The organism is Nostoc sp. NMS4, from assembly GCF_017115095.1.
In the GTDB taxonomy this organism is placed as follows: Bacteria; Cyanobacteriota; Cyanobacteriia; order Cyanobacteriales; family Nostocaceae; genus Nostoc.
In genome coordinates, this window is the sequence record NZ_JABXKI010000190.1 from 1 (window position 1) to 16,143 (window position 16,143).

The following is a 16,143-nucleotide window of genomic DNA, read 5'->3' on the forward strand; positions in this document are numbered from 1 at the left end:
ATTTATCGCTCAGAGCAAGGATTATCAGGACTAAAGTCCTTACTACAAACTTTAATTTATTTATGCCTAGATACTTAGAGTTCAGAAATAGTTTGGAATTGTTGTAAATCATTTCTCTTGTCTCTGTGTTTATTTCACTCTGCGTTCTCTGCACCTCTGCGGTTATTTAAAAAATCCTACATCAGTAAACTTGCGTAACTAATTTTACAGACGACGAAGCCAACTTGCTACAAGTAGACTGATCTTTATATCCACATAAATTCTGCTGGATATCAGGATTACCGTAATTGGTAAATCTGCAAATAAGTAAGTACCTGATGGAAATAATCTAAAAATATGGGGTTTTTAATATTTTCTGTGGCTTTAGTTGCCATTGTTGCTGTAATTATCATTAATGCCTACAACGATTTAGTCAAGTATCGCAACCGTTACAAAAATGCTTACTCTCAAATCGATGTTCAATTACAACGCCGCTATGACTTAATTCCCAACTTGGTGGAAACTGCTAAAGGGTACATGAAACATGAGCGAGAAACCTTAGAAGCAGTTATTGCCGCCCGAAATTCTGCAATTAATGCTAGCAGTCGAGCCGCGCAAAATCCTGGAGATCCCCAAGCGATGCAACAGTTGGGCAATGCTGAAGGGGCGCTGACGGGTGCGTTAAGTCGGTTGATGGTACTTTCAGAATCTTATCCAGAATTGAAAGCCGATCGCGCCATGACTCAGGTAATGGAAGAATTATCTTCCACTGAAAATCGGATTGCTTTTGCTCGTCAGGCTTTTAATGACGCGGTGACACTTTACAACACCAAGAGTGAATCTTTCCCCAGCAACCTTGTGGCAAATAATTTTAACTTTACTGTTGCAGAATTGCTCCCCGAAGCTACTCCAGAAATCAGAAATGCTCCACGCGTGTCTTTTTAGGTGTCTATGAATTTCTTTGAACATCAGGATCGGGCACGCCAAAACACGCAACAATTAATTGGGTTATTTTCCCTGTCGATCGCAGTTATGATTATGGCGATTTATATTGCCACTTTATTTCTGTTTCGCATGGCTCCTCGTGTTTGGTGGCATCCAGGGATATTTCTCTACGTAGCTGGGATTACAATAATTGCGATCGCAGTCGGAAGTTTGTACAAAATTGCCTGTCTCCGGGAGGGTGGAAGCGTAATTGCCCAAGAGTTAGGAGGAAGACTCCTGCTACCAGAAATGGCCGACGAACAAGGGCAACAACTATTAAATATTGTCGAGGAAATGGCGATCGCTTCTGGTATTTCTGTCCCACAAGTTTATCTCCTCGACAGAGAAACCGGCATTAATGCCTTTGCTGCCGGATTTACGCCCAATGATGCTGTAATTGGAGTTACCCGTGGAACTTTGCAACACCTGAGTCGGGATGAACTACAAGGAGTCATCGGCCACGAATTCAGTCATATTCTCAATGGAGATATGCGGCTAAATTTGCGTTTAGTGGGACTACTGCATGGGATTTTGTTCATTTATTTAACTGGGGAATTGCTGTTGCGCCTTCGCGGAAAAGAAGACAAGGGTTTACCTATCTGGGCGTTTGGTTTGGCACTAATGGCAATTGGCGGTATCGGATTACTTTGCGGACGGTTGATTAAAGCCGCCGTCTCTCGCCAACGCGAATTTCTCGCTGATGCTTCAGCCGTACAGTTCACTCGCAACCCCAACGGACTTACCGGAGTCTTTCAAAAACTCCAACAGATGGATTCACGATTGATTTCGCCGGGTGCAGAAGCCGCTAGCCACATGTTTTTTGGCAATGCCCTCAACCCCTCTTTCTGGGAAAATATGTTTTCTACCCACCCACCCTTAGCAGAACGTATCCGCCGCGTTGGGGGTTTGAACGTCAGCAATTTAGCAGCAATGCCATCTCGCAATCAGATGCGTTCCCCTTCCCAACAATCCCAAACAATGGGCTTTGCTGGTGGTTCTAACGCCACGCCATCACAGATTGTAAACCAAGTTGGAAGCGTTACACCAGAGCATTTTGCCCATGCTCAAGCGCTATTATCGCAGTTACCAGAATCTTTGCGTTTGGGTGCGCGTGAGCAACAAAGTGCAATGGCGATCGCTTTGGCGCTAGCGTTAGATACGGAAAATCTCCAAATTAAAGAACGTCAGATTGCTTGGTTACGAGAGGTACAACCTACTGATTTGGTAGAGAAAACCTTGGAACTAAGTAGCGAAATTAGTCAGTTAGATCCCAGAATTCGCTTACCACTTGTGGATTTGGCAGTGCCTATCTTGCGCCAAAACTCTGCCAAAGAATGCCAAACGCTGTGCAAATGCGTCCACGGTTTAGTTGTAGCCACCGGAAGTTTATCGCTGTGGCATTTCGTGTTGCAGTTAATACTGTGGCATCGTCTTCAACCTAATATAAATCCCATATCTACTACAACGGTAGAATTCACCTCCATCGAACAGATTTGGCCAGATAGTCTATTAATATTGTCCGTAATTGCCCGTGTCGGACACTCTCAACCTAATGCATCGAGTGAAGACATCGCCTATGCTTTTCGTTCTGGAGTTTTTCGACTCCCCAAAGCCGGAGAGCAAGAAAAACCACAAATACCATTAAGTTGTAATTTTACTGAACTTAAGAAAAGTATTGAGCGCTTGCGTCTTGCCACTCCCAAACTCAAACAGGCTATTGTTGACGCTTGCGCCCACACGGTACTATTAGATAACAAAGTTACTCCTTCAGAAGCAGATTTACTCAGAGCGATCGCCATGACGCTAAACTGTCCTATTCCCCCATTTTTAAACCCTCAGCCTGGTGTTTCAAAACAGAAACAATCTTTTCTAAAGCTAAGTTAATGTAGCGACCGAGACACGATTATTTATAACTCAACAAATAAAGTCCGTTTTTGCGGACTTTTCCATTATTCTTTTTTGTAGTAGTTACAAATGACTGTTTGCCAGAACAATAACCTCTTATATTTTGATTGTATTTACAGGCAATTGATTTATTTTTATCCTTACTCTTACATAGCAATCCGATTTTATTGGTGAGAATAGCAACCCACAGATACCAGATTTCTTAAATAAGTCGGGGATCTTGTTTCTCACGTATAATTTAGGACTGGCAAAAGAGTATTATATTGTACAAAAAATCTTGACCCTGCCTAGAAGTATTAACTTGCCCCAAAAAGTTTAGACAAAATGCCAGCATTCTAGAAATTTGATTGCTATATTAGATTAAATAACTATTCTGGCAAGGGTTTAAAAGCTGTGCGGGATGATTTACAGGACTTGGAAATTAGTCAAAACGATCTGCAAAAGCTGACTAATTTACCTGTCAACGAGGAACTTTTAATCATTACAAATCCTCTCAAGAGATTAGTAAACACATATATACAAAAGCTTAAAAGCTCTGAAGGAGCAACTGTAGTTTTTATTGGATTTTCTACATTTGTTTTTGTCTATATTTTATTTGATATAATTATTAAAGTATTTGTAACCTGGATAACAATTCCATCTTGGATATTATTAATTTTCTTAAGTCTTTGGGTTGGTGGTCTAACGCAAACTATCTTATATTTTATCTGGAAAAGTAGAACTAAGATTGCTAAACTTAATATGACAAAATCTCTGCAAGTACTGCTAAATGAGGTTAATAGGTATAATACTGTTATTAGAGTTATACATATCAATGATCAAATAGAAGAAGCTGGTAATCCAGAAGTGATTATAAAGGAAAGAGAAGGTGTAATCGAAGCACTTAAACTCACTAAAGCTGATTTAGTTCGTGCTTTAAAGACAGAAAGAATTTTGAGAGAAAATAAGAATTTTATCCTGAGTAATACAGAACTATTTGTCAACAATTTAGCAACTTTAACAGCCATGCAAGTAACTGAACAGGCTACTGAACATGGAAGGTTACTCAATGAAGCATTACAAATTGCATTAGATGTGCAATACGAGATGAAAAGATTACAGACTCAGCGTTAAGGTAATTCGTAATTCGTAATTCTTAATTAAGTTTTGTAATGGGGGATTTAGAAAGCACCCCTGAATTTACTCAGCACTAGGTAAAAGTTAGAAAAAGCGTAGGTACTCCCGATAAGTCGATTGAGGCGGCTGGGTGGGTTGGCTTCCAGGCTACTATCCAGAGATTGTCTATGGCTTTTTTCCATAATCTTTCCCACGGTTGCAATCCCCGGTCTAACATAAAGAATATTCGTAAAGCGATCGCTTATCCGCATGGACTGGAAAGAAATTAGAGGGAACTGGGTAATCATTCCCCGAAATCCCATAGGTATCGTTCATTTTTTAGGCGGTGCATTTGTCGCCACTGCACCGCACATCACTTATCGGTGGTTACTCGAAGAACTGGCAAGTAAAGGCTATGTTGTAATTGCTACACCTTTCGTTAATACACTGGATCATACTGCGATCGCAAAATCTGTGCTGTTAAACTTTGACCGCACCCTCGAACGATTGCATGATTCTGGGGCATTACGCAAGCTTTACTTCCCCATCTACGGCGTTGGACACAGTATGGGCTGTAAACTCCACTTGCTGATTGGTAGCCTCTTTAAAGTAGAACGTGCAGGAAACATTTTAATATCCTTCAACAACTACGCTGCTAAGGAAGCTATCCCCCTAGTAGAGCAATTCAATTCTACTTTGAAAATCGAGTTTACCCCCTCACCATTGGAAACTAACAAACTTGTCCAAGAACGTTACAATATCCGGCGCAATTTATTAATAAAATTTAGTAACGACACCATCGATCAATCGGCAGCTTTAACCAAGATTTTACAAGAACGTTTTGATGAGATGGTGACAGCACAAACGTTACCAGGAAATCATACAACACCTTTAGGTCAAGATATTAAATGGCAAACGGGAACATCTTTTACCCCCTTTGACGCTTTAGGGCAATGGTTCAAGCAAGAGGCATACCGCGACTTAAACCAGTTAAAAAGTAATATCCTTTTATGGCTAAATCCTCTGGCAGCACCATAATATTTTATGACTCTTAAACAATCGTAAATTCGATGACTAAATAAAAATGAGTTATAGCGCTTCTCATTTGAGTCTAATAGAGACGTAACCTTCACCCCTTACGCCAGTTGCTACAACGGAGCAAATTCTACTCTCTCTTTTAAAAAGAGAAGAATGGAATGGAAGTAAAGTCAAATTCTATTGCAGACAAATGATCGGCGCTATAGTAGCATTTTTGTATTGATACTAGTAGCTTAATTAGCTCATAGCATATTTTTATTTTCTATTTTGACAAAAAATTACTAATGAGTGTTTTCAACGAATTTCTATGTTTCAAATACTAATAATTGATGACGACTATTCAATAAAAATACTCCTGAAAAGGATGTTGGAAAAACAGGGTTATGAGGTAGTTACTGCTAGTAGCGGCGAAGAAGGAATAGAAAAGGCACTAGTTTATCGTCCAGCACTAATTATTTGTGATTGGATCATGCCAGGGTTGACTGGACTAGAAGTTTGCCACCGCATTAAGACAGATCCCAAATTTTTCACCACATTCTTTATTTTATTAACATCCTTAGATTCCGTTGCCGATTGCGTCAAAGGTCTAGATGCTGGTGCTGATGATTTTATCTCTAAACCTATCGAGCATAATGAATTACAAGCACGGGTAAGAGCAGGATTACGTTTACATCAGTTGAGTAGAGATTTGCAAGCTCAAAAGTTACTTCTAGAATCAGAAATGTCAGAAGCAGCAGAATATGTGCGATCGCTACTACCTCTTTCCATGACTGAACCCTTCAATATAAATTTCCGATTCATTCCCTCGCGGCAACTCGGTGGTGACTGTTTCGATTACTATTGGCTGGATGATGACTATCTGGCAATTTACTTACTCGATACTGCTGGACATGGACTCAAAGCTACTCTTCCTTCTGTTTCAGTACTGAATCTGCTACGTTCCCGTGCGCTCAAAGGTCTTGATTACTATCAACCTAGTGATGTTTTGAAGGCTTTAAATGACACCTTTCAGATGAATTATCAAAATGATAAATACTTTACGATTTGGTACGGAGTTTATAACCGAATCAACCGCCAGCTAATTTATTCTAGTGCAGGTCATCCACCAGCAGTTTTAGTAACAGGCACATCTCCAAGAAAGTCTGAAGTTCAACTATTGAAAACCCCCGGTATGCCAGTTGGTATGTTTCCAGAGGCAAAATATGTTGATGGGTTTTGCAATATTGAAAAATTCAGTACTCTTTATATTTTTAGTGATGGCGCTTATGAAATAACTAAATCAGATGGCATACTTTGGAGTTTGGATGCTTTTATTCAGCTACTAGTTAGCTTACAAGATCCTGTTGATAGCCAACTCGATCGCGTACTCAGTTATTTAATCGCCCTGAACTCCAAAGATGCTTTTGATGATGATTTATCTATTTTACAAATGAAGTTCGATTAATTACGTATTAGAGACTAAAACCTGATTAAATGCATCTTGACTGGGAAATATTTCAAAAACTTTATCCATATTAGTCAGTTCAAATAATATCCTGACTTGCTCATTAATTGAGCAGAGAACAAGCTTAGTATCTGCTGCTCGTAAGGTTTTGAAAGCTAATACCAAAGCTCCCAAACCTGAACTATCCATAAACGTTACATCTTTAAAATCAACTAACACAATTTTTGCACCACTTTCTAAAATATCAGTGATATTTTGTCGAAAGTCTTGTGAAGTTGTGGCGTTCAAATTACCACTGAGCTTAATAACTTTTACTTGTTCTATCATAATTATGTTACTCTGAGTTGTGTAAATAATACTCTGATTTCGCCATTATATACCCATCATAGAAAATTTAAAAATGCTTGCGAGACAGACATTAGAATACCTGATTGCATACTTATCAACAAGTACTCTATAAAAAACAAAGTTAGATTATCAATATTTAAATCTAACTTTTTCATTAAAAATTAAATTGTTTTTTCTAAACATTGGTTAATTACTATTAATTAAGCAACCTATAAATGGCTAAATTTGATTTTTGTAGTCTAACATTAATCTACAAGACGAATTTACTAGTTTTCGGATTAATTAACAAATATTTTTGCAAAACTTAAATTTGCTCAGTAAACATAATCAAAATAGTCGTCATTACAGGGTTTAAAGTTTTCATGTGAATTATTTTCAAAAGGGCGTGGGCTTCTGTGCGAGACGCTACACGAATAGCGATCGCTCCTTCAGTCTACAAGTATAATATTACTAAAAATTCCTCAAACATCAGATAGCTCCCTATTATAATCACTAATGAATACGATTGACTACTTGTGATGGTAGTCAGGGTCTACATTTATTTCTGTCCGATTACTTACATAATTACAATAGTTCCCATCTGGATTTAGAAACTCGACCAAACAAGTTTGATTTCAGCAGCACCAAGCTAAAATCTACTATTCAGCGATTTTGAAACATCAAGGTATTAATTTATCCTTGGCTAACGGGAATACTAATCACAAATTAAGCCCCACTTCCTAGCTGCGGAGCCTTCCTGGTACATTTTCCCAAAGCTTCTGAAATTCTCCCTCACTTTGACGTAGGGCTTTCTGAGTTCCTTCGTACTACGTGATGTATTGCTAAGTACCAAAGATACCCACTACATTAACCTGAGCATAACCCCGACTTTTTAAAGAAGTCGGGGTTATGATTGATGTGTAGTGAAAAGTGGGATTGTTCTAGGCCAGCTACTAATTAATCGAATAATTACTATAGAATTCCTATTTGATTTATGTATGAAAAAATGGTTCTTCCGGTAGTTTTATGGTCATTATTAGAATTGAGTTGATTTTAATAACTATAATTTAGTGATATAAATGCCTATAAGATAGATTGGATAAGCATTTAGTAAATATCAAGCATAGTTAAATAACTCCCAAATTATAATCTATATTAGAATATCGTAAAGTTTTAGGCGATCGCGAGGGTTGATATTCTTATGCCCATCAAGATGCTCGATATCCAGCTTGGCCTTGAGACGCTGCACATAGTTCTGAGCCGTTTTATGGCATACATGCATTTGCTCGGCGATCGCTTGATCTGTTAGCGCATGATTGCATAATAAGTCTAGAATTTCTAGATCCTGCTGAGTCAATTGCATTTCTTTCATCAGTTCCCGATGGACTTTGAGTTGTCCATCTAGGGCGTTGCGAACGCTTTCCAGAAAGGCACTCCGTCTTTCCATCTTGTTCACAACTACAAAACGTTCAAGAAGCGATCGCCTTCAGCCGTAACTCTCTTAAACAGGACTCACTTTTGCTCTGTAAAGCAGCTTCTCACCTTGAAGGTAGCCAGTGTAGCGGACTTTGACTGTTTCTCCAGGTTGTGCAGTTCCCTTGATCAATTGGTGCAGTTGGGGATCGTAAGGTAATTCTGCTCCCACAGGTGCGATCGCTTCTACTCCCCACGCCTTTAAAAGCTTTTCTAAGGGTTTTTGCACCAACGGTAGGATTTTGACTGCTGCTAGCTCTGGATTCTCCTGGGCTGTCTTTGCTGCTGTTGGCCATTGCAATAATAAAGACTCCAGCAGTTGCAAAGTTGACTGCTGGAGTTCTTGTAGCAATACTTCTTGCTGTTGTTCTAGTTGAAGTTGCAAGCGATCGTATTCTCTTCTTAAATCTGTAATTTCTTGTAACAATTCCTGAGTAGGCGCTGTTTTTTCTTGTAATAACTCTACGGTTGAAAAAGTTGCGATTAATTCATTCAATGGCATCTTTAGCACTGGCGACAGCTTGAGCAACACATCTAACCGCATCTGCTCTAGCTTTCCTTGGCGTAAGCGCAAAAGTTGACGCTCTGAGACACCAGCAGCGCGACTTAGCCCTTTAAAACTAGAAATACCTACCTGTTGCATTAAATCTTGCAACTTTTGAGTATGGGGCATTGGGCATTGGGCATTGGGCATGGGGCATTGGGCATTAGGAAAGAGAAGGCAGGATAGCGCAGCGTTAGCGAGTCCGCGAGCGTCGGCAGAAGTTCTTTAATTGTAAACTTCTCAACATCCAAGCTGTCTTTTCGTGTACTTGTATCCACTGAGCCAATAAAGCTGGAATACTAGACTTGAGGTTAAAGGAAAAAATGGCTGAAAGTATTGATAATGTTGATATTTAAATATCCACCTTTGTATCCTGGTATTTTACTCAAGCGTTACAAGCGGTTTTTTGCTGATGTTCAACTTACTTCTGGCGAAATAGTGACAGCACACTGTCCTAATACAGGGCCAATGACTGGAGTATCAACACCTCTAAGTGCGGTACAGCTTTCCAAAAGCGATAATCTTAACCGCAAATTGGCTTACACTTTAGAACTAATTCAGGTACATGATAATGAGCCGACTTGGGTAGGCATCAATACTTTTTTGCCCAATCGAGTGGTAAAGCTAGCTTTGGCGAAATACCTTTTCCCGGAATTGGGCGACTATAGCCAAATCAGGGGTGAGGTGGTTTATGGGCTAGATAAAAAAAGTCGAGTGGATTTTTTCTTGACGGGGAATGATGAGGAACGCCCGATTTATTTAGAAGTGAAAAATACAACTTTCTCTGAGGGGCGATTAGCTTTATTTCCTGACACGGAGACTACAAGAGGACAAAAACACTTGCGAGAACTAATGGCGCTGTTACCTTTAACTCGTGCGGTGATGCTTTACTTTATCAATCGCGGTGATTGTATCGAGTTCTCCCCTGGCGATCGCACTGATCCTGTCTATGGTAAATTATTACGGGATGCGATCGCTCTCGGTTTAGAAGTCTTACCTTGCCGTTTTGACATTTCCCCCGAAGGTATCCGTTATTTGGGTTTGGCAAAACTAAAAATTTGATTACATCTAATTCAGAGAAACTAGCAATTGCAACGTCTCTACACGCATAAAACAATAAATCCATCTAGACATAATCTAGATGGATTTGTTGGTAGTTGATGTTTATTAAAAAACATTCAACCAGATGTAATGAAGAAACGACTATAGGTAGTCGTCACGTCATAAATAGCATTAGCTATTCTGACGTTTGGTTATGCAGGAATCAAAACTGTGTCAATGACGTGGATAACACCGTTATCAGCAGCAACATCTGCTGTTGCAACTGTTGCATCATTGATCTTAACGCCATTGGAAGCGTCAATTTTTACATCTGAACCTTCAACTGTTTTAGCTGTTTTTAGCTTAACTACATCAGCAGCCAGTACTTTACCTGCTACAACATGATAGGTCAAGATTTTCTTGAGCTTTGCAGGATCTTTTAGTAATGCGTCTACAGTACCTGCTGGAAGCTTGTTAAACGCTTCGTCAGTAGGTGCAAAGACGGTGAATGGGCCTGCGCCTTTAAGTGTATCTACCAGACCAGCTGCTTGGATTGCTGCAACTAGTGTCTTGAAAGAACCATTGTTGGTAGCAGTATCAATTATGTTGGCCATGTGTTTTACCTAGTTCTGTGTAACTTGTTACAAATCTAAACTATTTATCCAATAAAATCTATCTATCATTAGGGGTATATCAAATATATATTTTTATTGATAGCATAAAAGATTGTATATATTTTTATACAATTAAAGAATTATATGTAAATCGTTTAGACAGCGATCGCTCTTTTTTTACACCGTGTAGAGGCGATCGCATCCAAAGATTGTCAGAGTAGCACTCGTAATAGCAATAAAGTCAATAAAGGCTGGCAGTCTTTGTCAAGGTGATTTTTTTACTAACCGCAGAGGACGCAGAGAAAAGAAAGAGAAGGAAAAAATTGTTTAGCCGCTCACTGTATTGGTTTTAGGATTTAATCTCAATAGTTATCTATTAGGTTGCGGTGGATAATACAGCCCACCGTAACCTTTAGACTAAATAGATTGAGTTTAACAAAAGCGATCGCTCTACACCTTAAACTTCTCTGTAATCCGCTTCATCGCTTCTTCGACATTCTCACGGCTGTTAAATGCCGAAATGCGGAAGTAACCTTCACCCGCAGCACCAAAGCCAGAACCAGGTGTCCCTACAACGTTGACAGTTTGCAGCAGTTTATCAAAGAATTCCCAACTGGACAAACCATTAGGCGTTTTTATCCAAACGTAAGGTGCATTCACGCCACCATAAACTGATAATCCGGCGGCTGTGAGTTTCTCGCGGATAATTTTAGCGTTTTCTAGATAGAAACTCACCAATCCTTTGATTTGTTCCTGTCCTTCTTCAGAATAAACCGCTTCAGCTCCCCGTTGGATGATATAAGAAACACCGTTGAATTTGGTAGACTGGCGACGATTCCAAAGTTTCCATAGTTCGACATCGGAACCATCGGCGGCTTTTGCTGTGAGTGTCTTTGGTACTACGGTTAAGGCGCAACGGGTTCCTGTAAAACCTGCGTTCTTGGAAAAAGAACGAAATTCGATCGCAACTTCTTTCGCACCTTCAATTTCATAAATTGAGTGAGGAATTGACGGATCGGTAATATAAGCTTCGTAGGCTGCATCAAAGAAAATAATCGAGTTATTCGCTTTGGCATAGTCTACCCATGCCTTGAGATATTCTTTGGTAGCAGTTGCACCAGTGGGGTTATTGGGAAAGCAGAGATAAATTAAATCGACTTTCTTTGAGGGAATTTCGGCGGTGAAGTTGTTATCTGCCGTAATTGGTAGATAAACTAAGCCTTCAAATTCGCCTTTATCGTTGGCATCCCCAGTATTTCCCACCATAACGTTAGTGTCTACATACACGGGATAAACTGGGTCAGTAACGGCAATTATGTTGTCATGACCAAAGATTTCTAAAATGTTGCCCGTGTCGCACTTGGAACCATCGGAGATAAAGATTTCCGATGCATCTATATTGGCTCCCCGTGCTTGGAAATCATGAGTAGCAATTTTCTCGCGCAACCAAGCGTAGCCTTGCTCTGGCCCGTAGCCTTTGAAGGTATTGCGATCGCCCATTTCTTCTACAGCTTTAATCATCGCTGTACGGCAAGCCTCCGGCAGAGGTTCGGTGACATCGCCAATGCCTAGTCGGATGACTTTAGCATTACTGTTGGCTTCGGCAAAGGCATTCACTCGCCGAGCAATTTCTGGAAACAAATAACCCGCTTTGAGTTTCAGGTAGTTGTCGTTAATAGTTGCCATTATGTAGATTATGAAAAAACGCCCTCAAATAGCTTACTGCTAATTTATAAGGGCGATAACTTTGTTATGGGGAGTGGGGAGATGAGGGAGATGGGGACAAGGAGAGAAATAAAACTCTTAACTCTTAACTCCTAACTCCTAACTCCTAACTCTTAACTCAGCACTCAGCACTCAGCACTCAGCACTCTTTAGACATTTACCGGTTGTTTATTCTCGGCTGAGTAACTGTTGCGATCGCTAATTCCGATTTGCGTGAGTGATTCTTTTCCTGTGATTAATCTTGCTCCGCGATTACGGGTAAAGTAATTCCATGCCCACTGAATCATTACTACTAATTTGTTGTCAAATTCTATTAAGAAGTAGATGTGAATCACTAGCCAAAATAGCCATGCAAAGAAACCTTTCAGCTTCATAAAGCCCAAATCTACTACAGCAGAATTATGCCCAATCATTGCTAAACTACCATGATCGGTATAAGCAAAGGGTGGCAAACTTTTACCTGCAAGCTGTTGTTGAATTAGTACTGCTACATATTCACCTTGTTGCTTCGCTACAGGTGCAACACCAGGTAGGGGTTTACCATTTTGATGAGAAAAATTTGCTAAGTCGCCAACTACAAAAATGTTGGGATGTCCCTTAATACTCAAGTCAGGTTCAACGATAATCCGTCCAGCGCGATCGCATTCTGCACCTGTGTGTTCTGCTAACACTTTCCCCATTGCAGAAGCTTTCACACCTGCTGCCCATAATACTGTTTTTGAGGCAATCTCTTTAACTTCTTCGCCTTGTTTGAGGGTAACAACATCATTTTCAATATTTGTTACCAGTGTTTTTGTCTGCACAACTACCCCCAAGCGCGTCAGGGATGCTTCCGCTTCTTGTGATAACTCTGGTGCAAAGGGTGGCAGAATCCGATCCAAACCTTCCAATAACAAAATCTTCGCTTCTGAAGTGTCGATGTTGCGGAAATCTTCTTTGAGGGTTTGATTTGCCAATTCTGCGATCGCACCTGCCAATTCTACACCTGTTGGGCCACCACCCACAATTACAAAGGTCAACCAAGCACGGCGTTTTTCTGGATCAGGTTCCTTTTCTGCGGCTTCAAAGGCCGAAAAAATCCGGCTACGCATTTCTATCGCATCTTCTACAGTTTTCAAGCCTGGGGCGAATTCTTCCCAGTTATCTTTGCCAAAGTAGGAATGCTTTGCACCTGTGGCGACAATTAACGTATCGTAAGCTATTGCTTCGTCGCCCACAATCACTTTTTGCGCCTCTGGATCGATATTATTCACCTCTCCCAGCAGCACTTTCGTATTCTTGCTCTTGCTGAGTACAGAACGCAACGGTGAAGAAATATCAGCAGGAGATAGCGCACCTGTGGCAACTTGATATAACAGAGGTTGAAATAGATGAAAGTTACGTTTATCAATCAGAGTAACGTTTACTGACGCTTTGGCAAGTGTTTTGGCCGCATAAAGTCCACCAAAACCACCGCCAACAATTACTACTTGATGGGGTGGATTATTGTCAAGTAATTTTACCATAAGAAATATTATCCTGTATGCCGTCTATTGTTACTATTCTTAACAAATTTGTATCAAAATTGTCATCATATATTTTGTATTGCTCTTTACTTTTGAAAAAAAATTAAAGTAATTAAGACTACAGGATAAACAAAATTATTTAAGAAAAAGGTAGAGACAATAAGAGCTTGGAATACTTGAATCCCTCTTTGCTTGTATAGATTTATCAAAGGTAGATGTCAAAATTTATGCAAATTTAGTCAGAACTGGTTGACTCTGGTGTTTGTGTCAAACGTGGTGAATGAGTTCGCCGCCAACGCCTAAAGCCATAGATAAGAGCAACAAAAATTAACAGATAGGGACTGTAAACAATTAACCAAATACCCAGCTTGAGTAAGCCAACGGAAAATGCACTCAAAGAATGGGTAGAATTGTTCCAAGTTTCCTGAACTTGCAAACCCAAGGCAGGTTGGGGACTGCTGCTAGAAACTGCTGCTTCTAGATTCAGCGTAATGGTGGAATAAGCGACTTGATTTTTTAGGCTTTTGAGTTGGGCATCAATTTGTTCTATGGTTTGCCGGACATTACTTAGTTCTTGAGAAACACTAAGCACATCTCTAATAGAACCTGCGCGATCCATAATTTTTTGCAAATTGGCTTCAGTCTTTTGCAAATTGGTTAATCTAGCTTGGAAATCCACCAGGCGATCGCCCACATCTTCGGCGGTGATATTACGACTATTAACAGTGCCTAATTTAGCTAGTTTTTCCAGGGTAGGTTCTAGCCGATCCTCTGGTATCCGCAATTGGATAGTTGCTGTGTAACGCGGGTTATCACTTTTGGGTTGTTGTTGTTTCAACCCGATTAAATCCCCTTGCTGTTGATTGATAATTTGCGAAACAGCATCGACAGTCCGATCTACAGAGTTGACAGTCAGAGAAATTGCTGCCTTTTTGATCAGTTGGGGACGAGAACGCGCTATAGGTGCAGCTTCCGCCTTTTGAGAAATACTGTTTTCACGAGCAGGTGCAGATGCTTTATCTGCCATGCCATCGGCTGCAATTTGAGGTAAAGCCTGATTTCCTGACCGTTCGGAAGAAGCGCAACTGGTGAAAATCACCCCTCCTAATAATGCACTTATAAATAAAGCAGACGTGCGCGGTAATTTAGTCGCAATATACATAATCTACCCCCAGATGGATGAAGTTAACCCCAGTATTACTGAACTAAAACTCAAAGCCTGTATTGTTGCAATTTATGTAACAGGGTTAGTCATTTGTCATTTGTCATTTGTCCCCAGTCCAAAGAGATAAATTGAATAATTGACAGTTCATCTGTGTTACTCAATTTGAGGTAAAATCGAAAGTCTGCCAATTAATGACCATGCTTGCTGACAGGAGATGCTTCTATGGCCCGGATGTATTATGACGAAGATGCCAATTTAGACCTTTTGGCTGGAAAAACTATTGCTATCATTGGCTATGGTTCCCAAGGTCATGCCCACGCTCTCAATTTAAAAGATAGTGGTTTGAATGTGATTGTGGGATTATATCCGGGTAGCAAGTCAGTGGCAAAAGCTGAAGCAGCTGGGTTAACTGTAAAAAATGTTGCAGATGCCGCTAATGCTGCTGATTTCATCATGATTTTGTTACCTGATGAAGTCCAAAAAACGATTTACAAAAACGAGATTGAACCCAATCTACAAGAAGGGAATGTGGTAGCTTTTGCCCACGGTTTCAATATTCACTTTGGGCAAGTTGTACCACCGGCTAATGTCGATGTGGTCATGGTAGCACCCAAAGGGCCAGGGCATTTGGTACGCCGGACTTATGAAAGTGGTGAAGGTGTACCAGCGCTATTTGCAGTTTATCAAGATGCCAGTGGTCAGGCACGCGATCGCGCCATGTCTTATGCTAAAGGTATCGGCGGTACTCGTGCTGGTGTTCTCGAAACTACTTTCCGCGAAGAAACCGAAACCGATTTATTTGGTGAACAAGCGGTATTATGCGGTGGTTTGAGTGCTTTAATCAAAGCCGGATTTGAAACTTTGGTAGAAGCTGGTTATCAACCAGAATTGGCTTATTTTGAATGTCTGCATGAAGTTAAGCTGATTGTTGACTTGGTTGTGGAAGGCGGTTTGGCTAAGATGCGCGACAGCATTTCTAACACGGCTGAATATGGCGATTATACCCGTGGCCCGCGAATTGTCACCGAACAAACTAAAGCTGAAATGCAGAAGATTCTCAGCGAAATTCAATCTGGACAATTTGCACGAGAATTCGTTCTCGAAAACCAAGCTGGTAAACCAGGATTTACCGCCATGCGTCGTAAAGAATCTGAACACAAAATTGAAGAAGTTGGTAAAGATTTACGCGCTATGTTTAGCTGGTTGAAAAAGGCTTAAGGGAGTTACAAATAAATTATCCAATCTTGTGGGGTGGGCAAGATGCCATTGGTGTCAAGTTAAGAAAAATAGAAACTTGTCAAGTG

Annotated in this window: 14 protein-coding genes; 7 read left to right on the top strand and 7 right to left on the bottom strand. The window is 40.3% G+C overall.

Going from position 1 to position 16,143, the window contains the following annotated elements; all coding sequences use genetic code 11:
- Positions 1-336 precede the first annotated feature (336 nt).
- The 5 genes from HWQ37_RS16195 to HWQ37_RS16215 all read left to right on the top strand — a co-directional run bounded on the left by HWQ37_RS16195 (position 337) and on the right by HWQ37_RS16215 (position 6,445).
- Entirely contained in the window at positions 337-924 is a 588-nt protein-coding gene (locus HWQ37_RS16195; protein WP_292748653.1) for a LemA family protein, read from the top strand.
- Positions 925-930: 6 nt separating this feature from the next.
- Positions 931-2,847, top strand: coding sequence for a M48 family metallopeptidase (locus HWQ37_RS16200; protein WP_292748654.1), 1,917 nt, complete (start codon positions 931-933; stop codon positions 2,845-2,847).
- A 414-nt stretch (positions 2,848-3,261) separates the two neighbouring features.
- On the top strand, positions 3,262-3,981 hold the full coding sequence (locus tag HWQ37_RS16205) for a hypothetical protein (RefSeq protein ID WP_292748655.1): 720 nt from the start codon (positions 3,262-3,264) through the stop codon (positions 3,979-3,981).
- 252 nt (positions 3,982-4,233) lie between these two features.
- Positions 4,234-5,001, top strand: coding sequence for a DUF1350 family protein (locus tag HWQ37_RS16210; RefSeq protein ID WP_292748656.1), 768 nt, complete (start codon positions 4,234-4,236; stop codon positions 4,999-5,001).
- Positions 5,002-5,308: 307 nt separating this feature from the next.
- Complete coding sequence (locus tag HWQ37_RS16215; RefSeq protein ID WP_292748658.1) at positions 5,309-6,445, top strand: PP2C family protein-serine/threonine phosphatase; 1,137 nt, start codon at positions 5,309-5,311, stop codon at positions 6,443-6,445.
- Here the strand turns inward: HWQ37_RS16215 and HWQ37_RS16220 are convergent, their stop codons facing one another.
- The 3 genes from HWQ37_RS16220 to grpE all read right to left on the bottom strand — a co-directional run bounded on the left by HWQ37_RS16220 (position 6,446) and on the right by grpE (position 8,918).
- Positions 6,446-6,772, bottom strand: a complete 327-nt coding sequence (locus HWQ37_RS16220; protein ID WP_292748659.1) for an STAS domain-containing protein — start codon at positions 6,770-6,772, stop codon at positions 6,446-6,448. It abuts the gene before it with no gap.
- A 1,150-nt stretch (positions 6,773-7,922) separates the two neighbouring features.
- Positions 7,923-8,219, bottom strand: a complete 297-nt coding sequence (locus HWQ37_RS16225) for a LuxR C-terminal-related transcriptional regulator (RefSeq protein WP_292748660.1) — start codon at positions 8,217-8,219, stop codon at positions 7,923-7,925.
- A 54-nt stretch (positions 8,220-8,273) separates the two neighbouring features.
- Positions 8,274-8,918, bottom strand: coding sequence for a nucleotide exchange factor GrpE (gene grpE, locus HWQ37_RS16230; RefSeq protein WP_292748661.1), 645 nt, complete (start codon positions 8,916-8,918; stop codon positions 8,274-8,276).
- A gap of 213 nt (positions 8,919-9,131) precedes the next feature.
- Here grpE and sfsA point away from each other — a divergent pair, with 213 nt between their 5' ends.
- Positions 9,132-9,851, top strand: coding sequence for a DNA/RNA nuclease SfsA (sfsA, locus tag HWQ37_RS16235; protein ID WP_465249700.1), 720 nt, complete (start codon positions 9,132-9,134; stop codon positions 9,849-9,851).
- Positions 9,852-10,042: 191 nt separating this feature from the next.
- Here sfsA and HWQ37_RS16240 read toward each other — a convergent pair whose 3' ends face one another.
- The 4 genes from HWQ37_RS16240 to HWQ37_RS16255 all read right to left on the bottom strand — a co-directional run bounded on the left by HWQ37_RS16240 (position 10,043) and on the right by HWQ37_RS16255 (position 14,836).
- Positions 10,043-10,444: a fasciclin domain-containing protein gene (locus tag HWQ37_RS16240; protein ID WP_292748663.1), complete on the bottom strand. Its 402-nt coding sequence runs from the start codon at positions 10,442-10,444 to the stop codon at positions 10,043-10,045.
- A gap of 450 nt (positions 10,445-10,894) precedes the next feature.
- Positions 10,895-12,130, bottom strand: coding sequence for an LL-diaminopimelate aminotransferase (locus HWQ37_RS16245; protein WP_292748664.1), 1,236 nt, complete (start codon positions 12,128-12,130; stop codon positions 10,895-10,897).
- Positions 12,131-12,318: 188 nt separating this feature from the next.
- On the bottom strand, positions 12,319-13,674 hold the full coding sequence (locus HWQ37_RS16250) for an NAD(P)/FAD-dependent oxidoreductase (RefSeq protein ID WP_292748665.1): 1,356 nt from the start codon (positions 13,672-13,674) through the stop codon (positions 12,319-12,321).
- A 235-nt stretch (positions 13,675-13,909) separates the two neighbouring features.
- Complete coding sequence (locus tag HWQ37_RS16255; RefSeq protein ID WP_292748666.1) at positions 13,910-14,836, bottom strand: DUF4349 domain-containing protein; 927 nt, start codon at positions 14,834-14,836, stop codon at positions 13,910-13,912.
- A gap of 225 nt (positions 14,837-15,061) precedes the next feature.
- Between HWQ37_RS16255 and ilvC the strand changes: the two genes are divergently transcribed.
- Positions 15,062-16,057: a ketol-acid reductoisomerase gene (gene ilvC / locus HWQ37_RS16260; protein WP_292748667.1), complete on the top strand. Its 996-nt coding sequence runs from the start codon at positions 15,062-15,064 to the stop codon at positions 16,055-16,057.
- The last annotated feature ends 86 nt before the right edge of the window (positions 16,058-16,143 follow it).

Bases quoted from the DNA above. Each gene is read 5' to 3' on its own strand.
- HWQ37_RS16195 (WP_292748653.1), top strand. From the start codon at position 337: ATGGGGTTTTTAATATTTTCTGTGGCTTTAGTTGCCATTGTTGCTGTA.
- HWQ37_RS16200 (WP_292748654.1), top strand. From the start codon at position 931: ATGAATTTCTTTGAACATCAGGATCGGGCACGCCAAAACACGCAACAA.
- HWQ37_RS16210 (WP_292748656.1), top strand. From the start codon at position 4,234: ATGGACTGGAAAGAAATTAGAGGGAACTGGGTAATCATTCCCCGAAAT.
- HWQ37_RS16215 (WP_292748658.1), top strand. From the start codon at position 5,309: ATGTTTCAAATACTAATAATTGATGACGACTATTCAATAAAAATACTC.
- HWQ37_RS16220 (WP_292748659.1), bottom strand. From the start codon at position 6,772: ATGATAGAACAAGTAAAAGTTATTAAGCTCAGTGGTAATTTGAACGCC.
- HWQ37_RS16225 (WP_292748660.1), bottom strand. From the start codon at position 8,219: ATGGAAAGACGGAGTGCCTTTCTGGAAAGCGTTCGCAACGCCCTAGAT.
- grpE (WP_292748661.1), bottom strand. From the start codon at position 8,918: ATGCCCCATACTCAAAAGTTGCAAGATTTAATGCAACAGGTAGGTATT.
- sfsA (WP_465249700.1), top strand. From the start codon at position 9,132: ATGTTGATATTTAAATATCCACCTTTGTATCCTGGTATTTTACTCAAG.
- HWQ37_RS16240 (WP_292748663.1), bottom strand. From the start codon at position 10,444: ATGGCCAACATAATTGATACTGCTACCAACAATGGTTCTTTCAAGACA.
- HWQ37_RS16245 (WP_292748664.1), bottom strand. From the start codon at position 12,130: ATGGCAACTATTAACGACAACTACCTGAAACTCAAAGCGGGTTATTTG.
- HWQ37_RS16250 (WP_292748665.1), bottom strand. From the start codon at position 13,674: ATGGTAAAATTACTTGACAATAATCCACCCCATCAAGTAGTAATTGTT.
- HWQ37_RS16255 (WP_292748666.1), bottom strand. From the start codon at position 14,836: ATGTATATTGCGACTAAATTACCGCGCACGTCTGCTTTATTTATAAGT.
- ilvC (WP_292748667.1), top strand. From the start codon at position 15,062: ATGGCCCGGATGTATTATGACGAAGATGCCAATTTAGACCTTTTGGCT.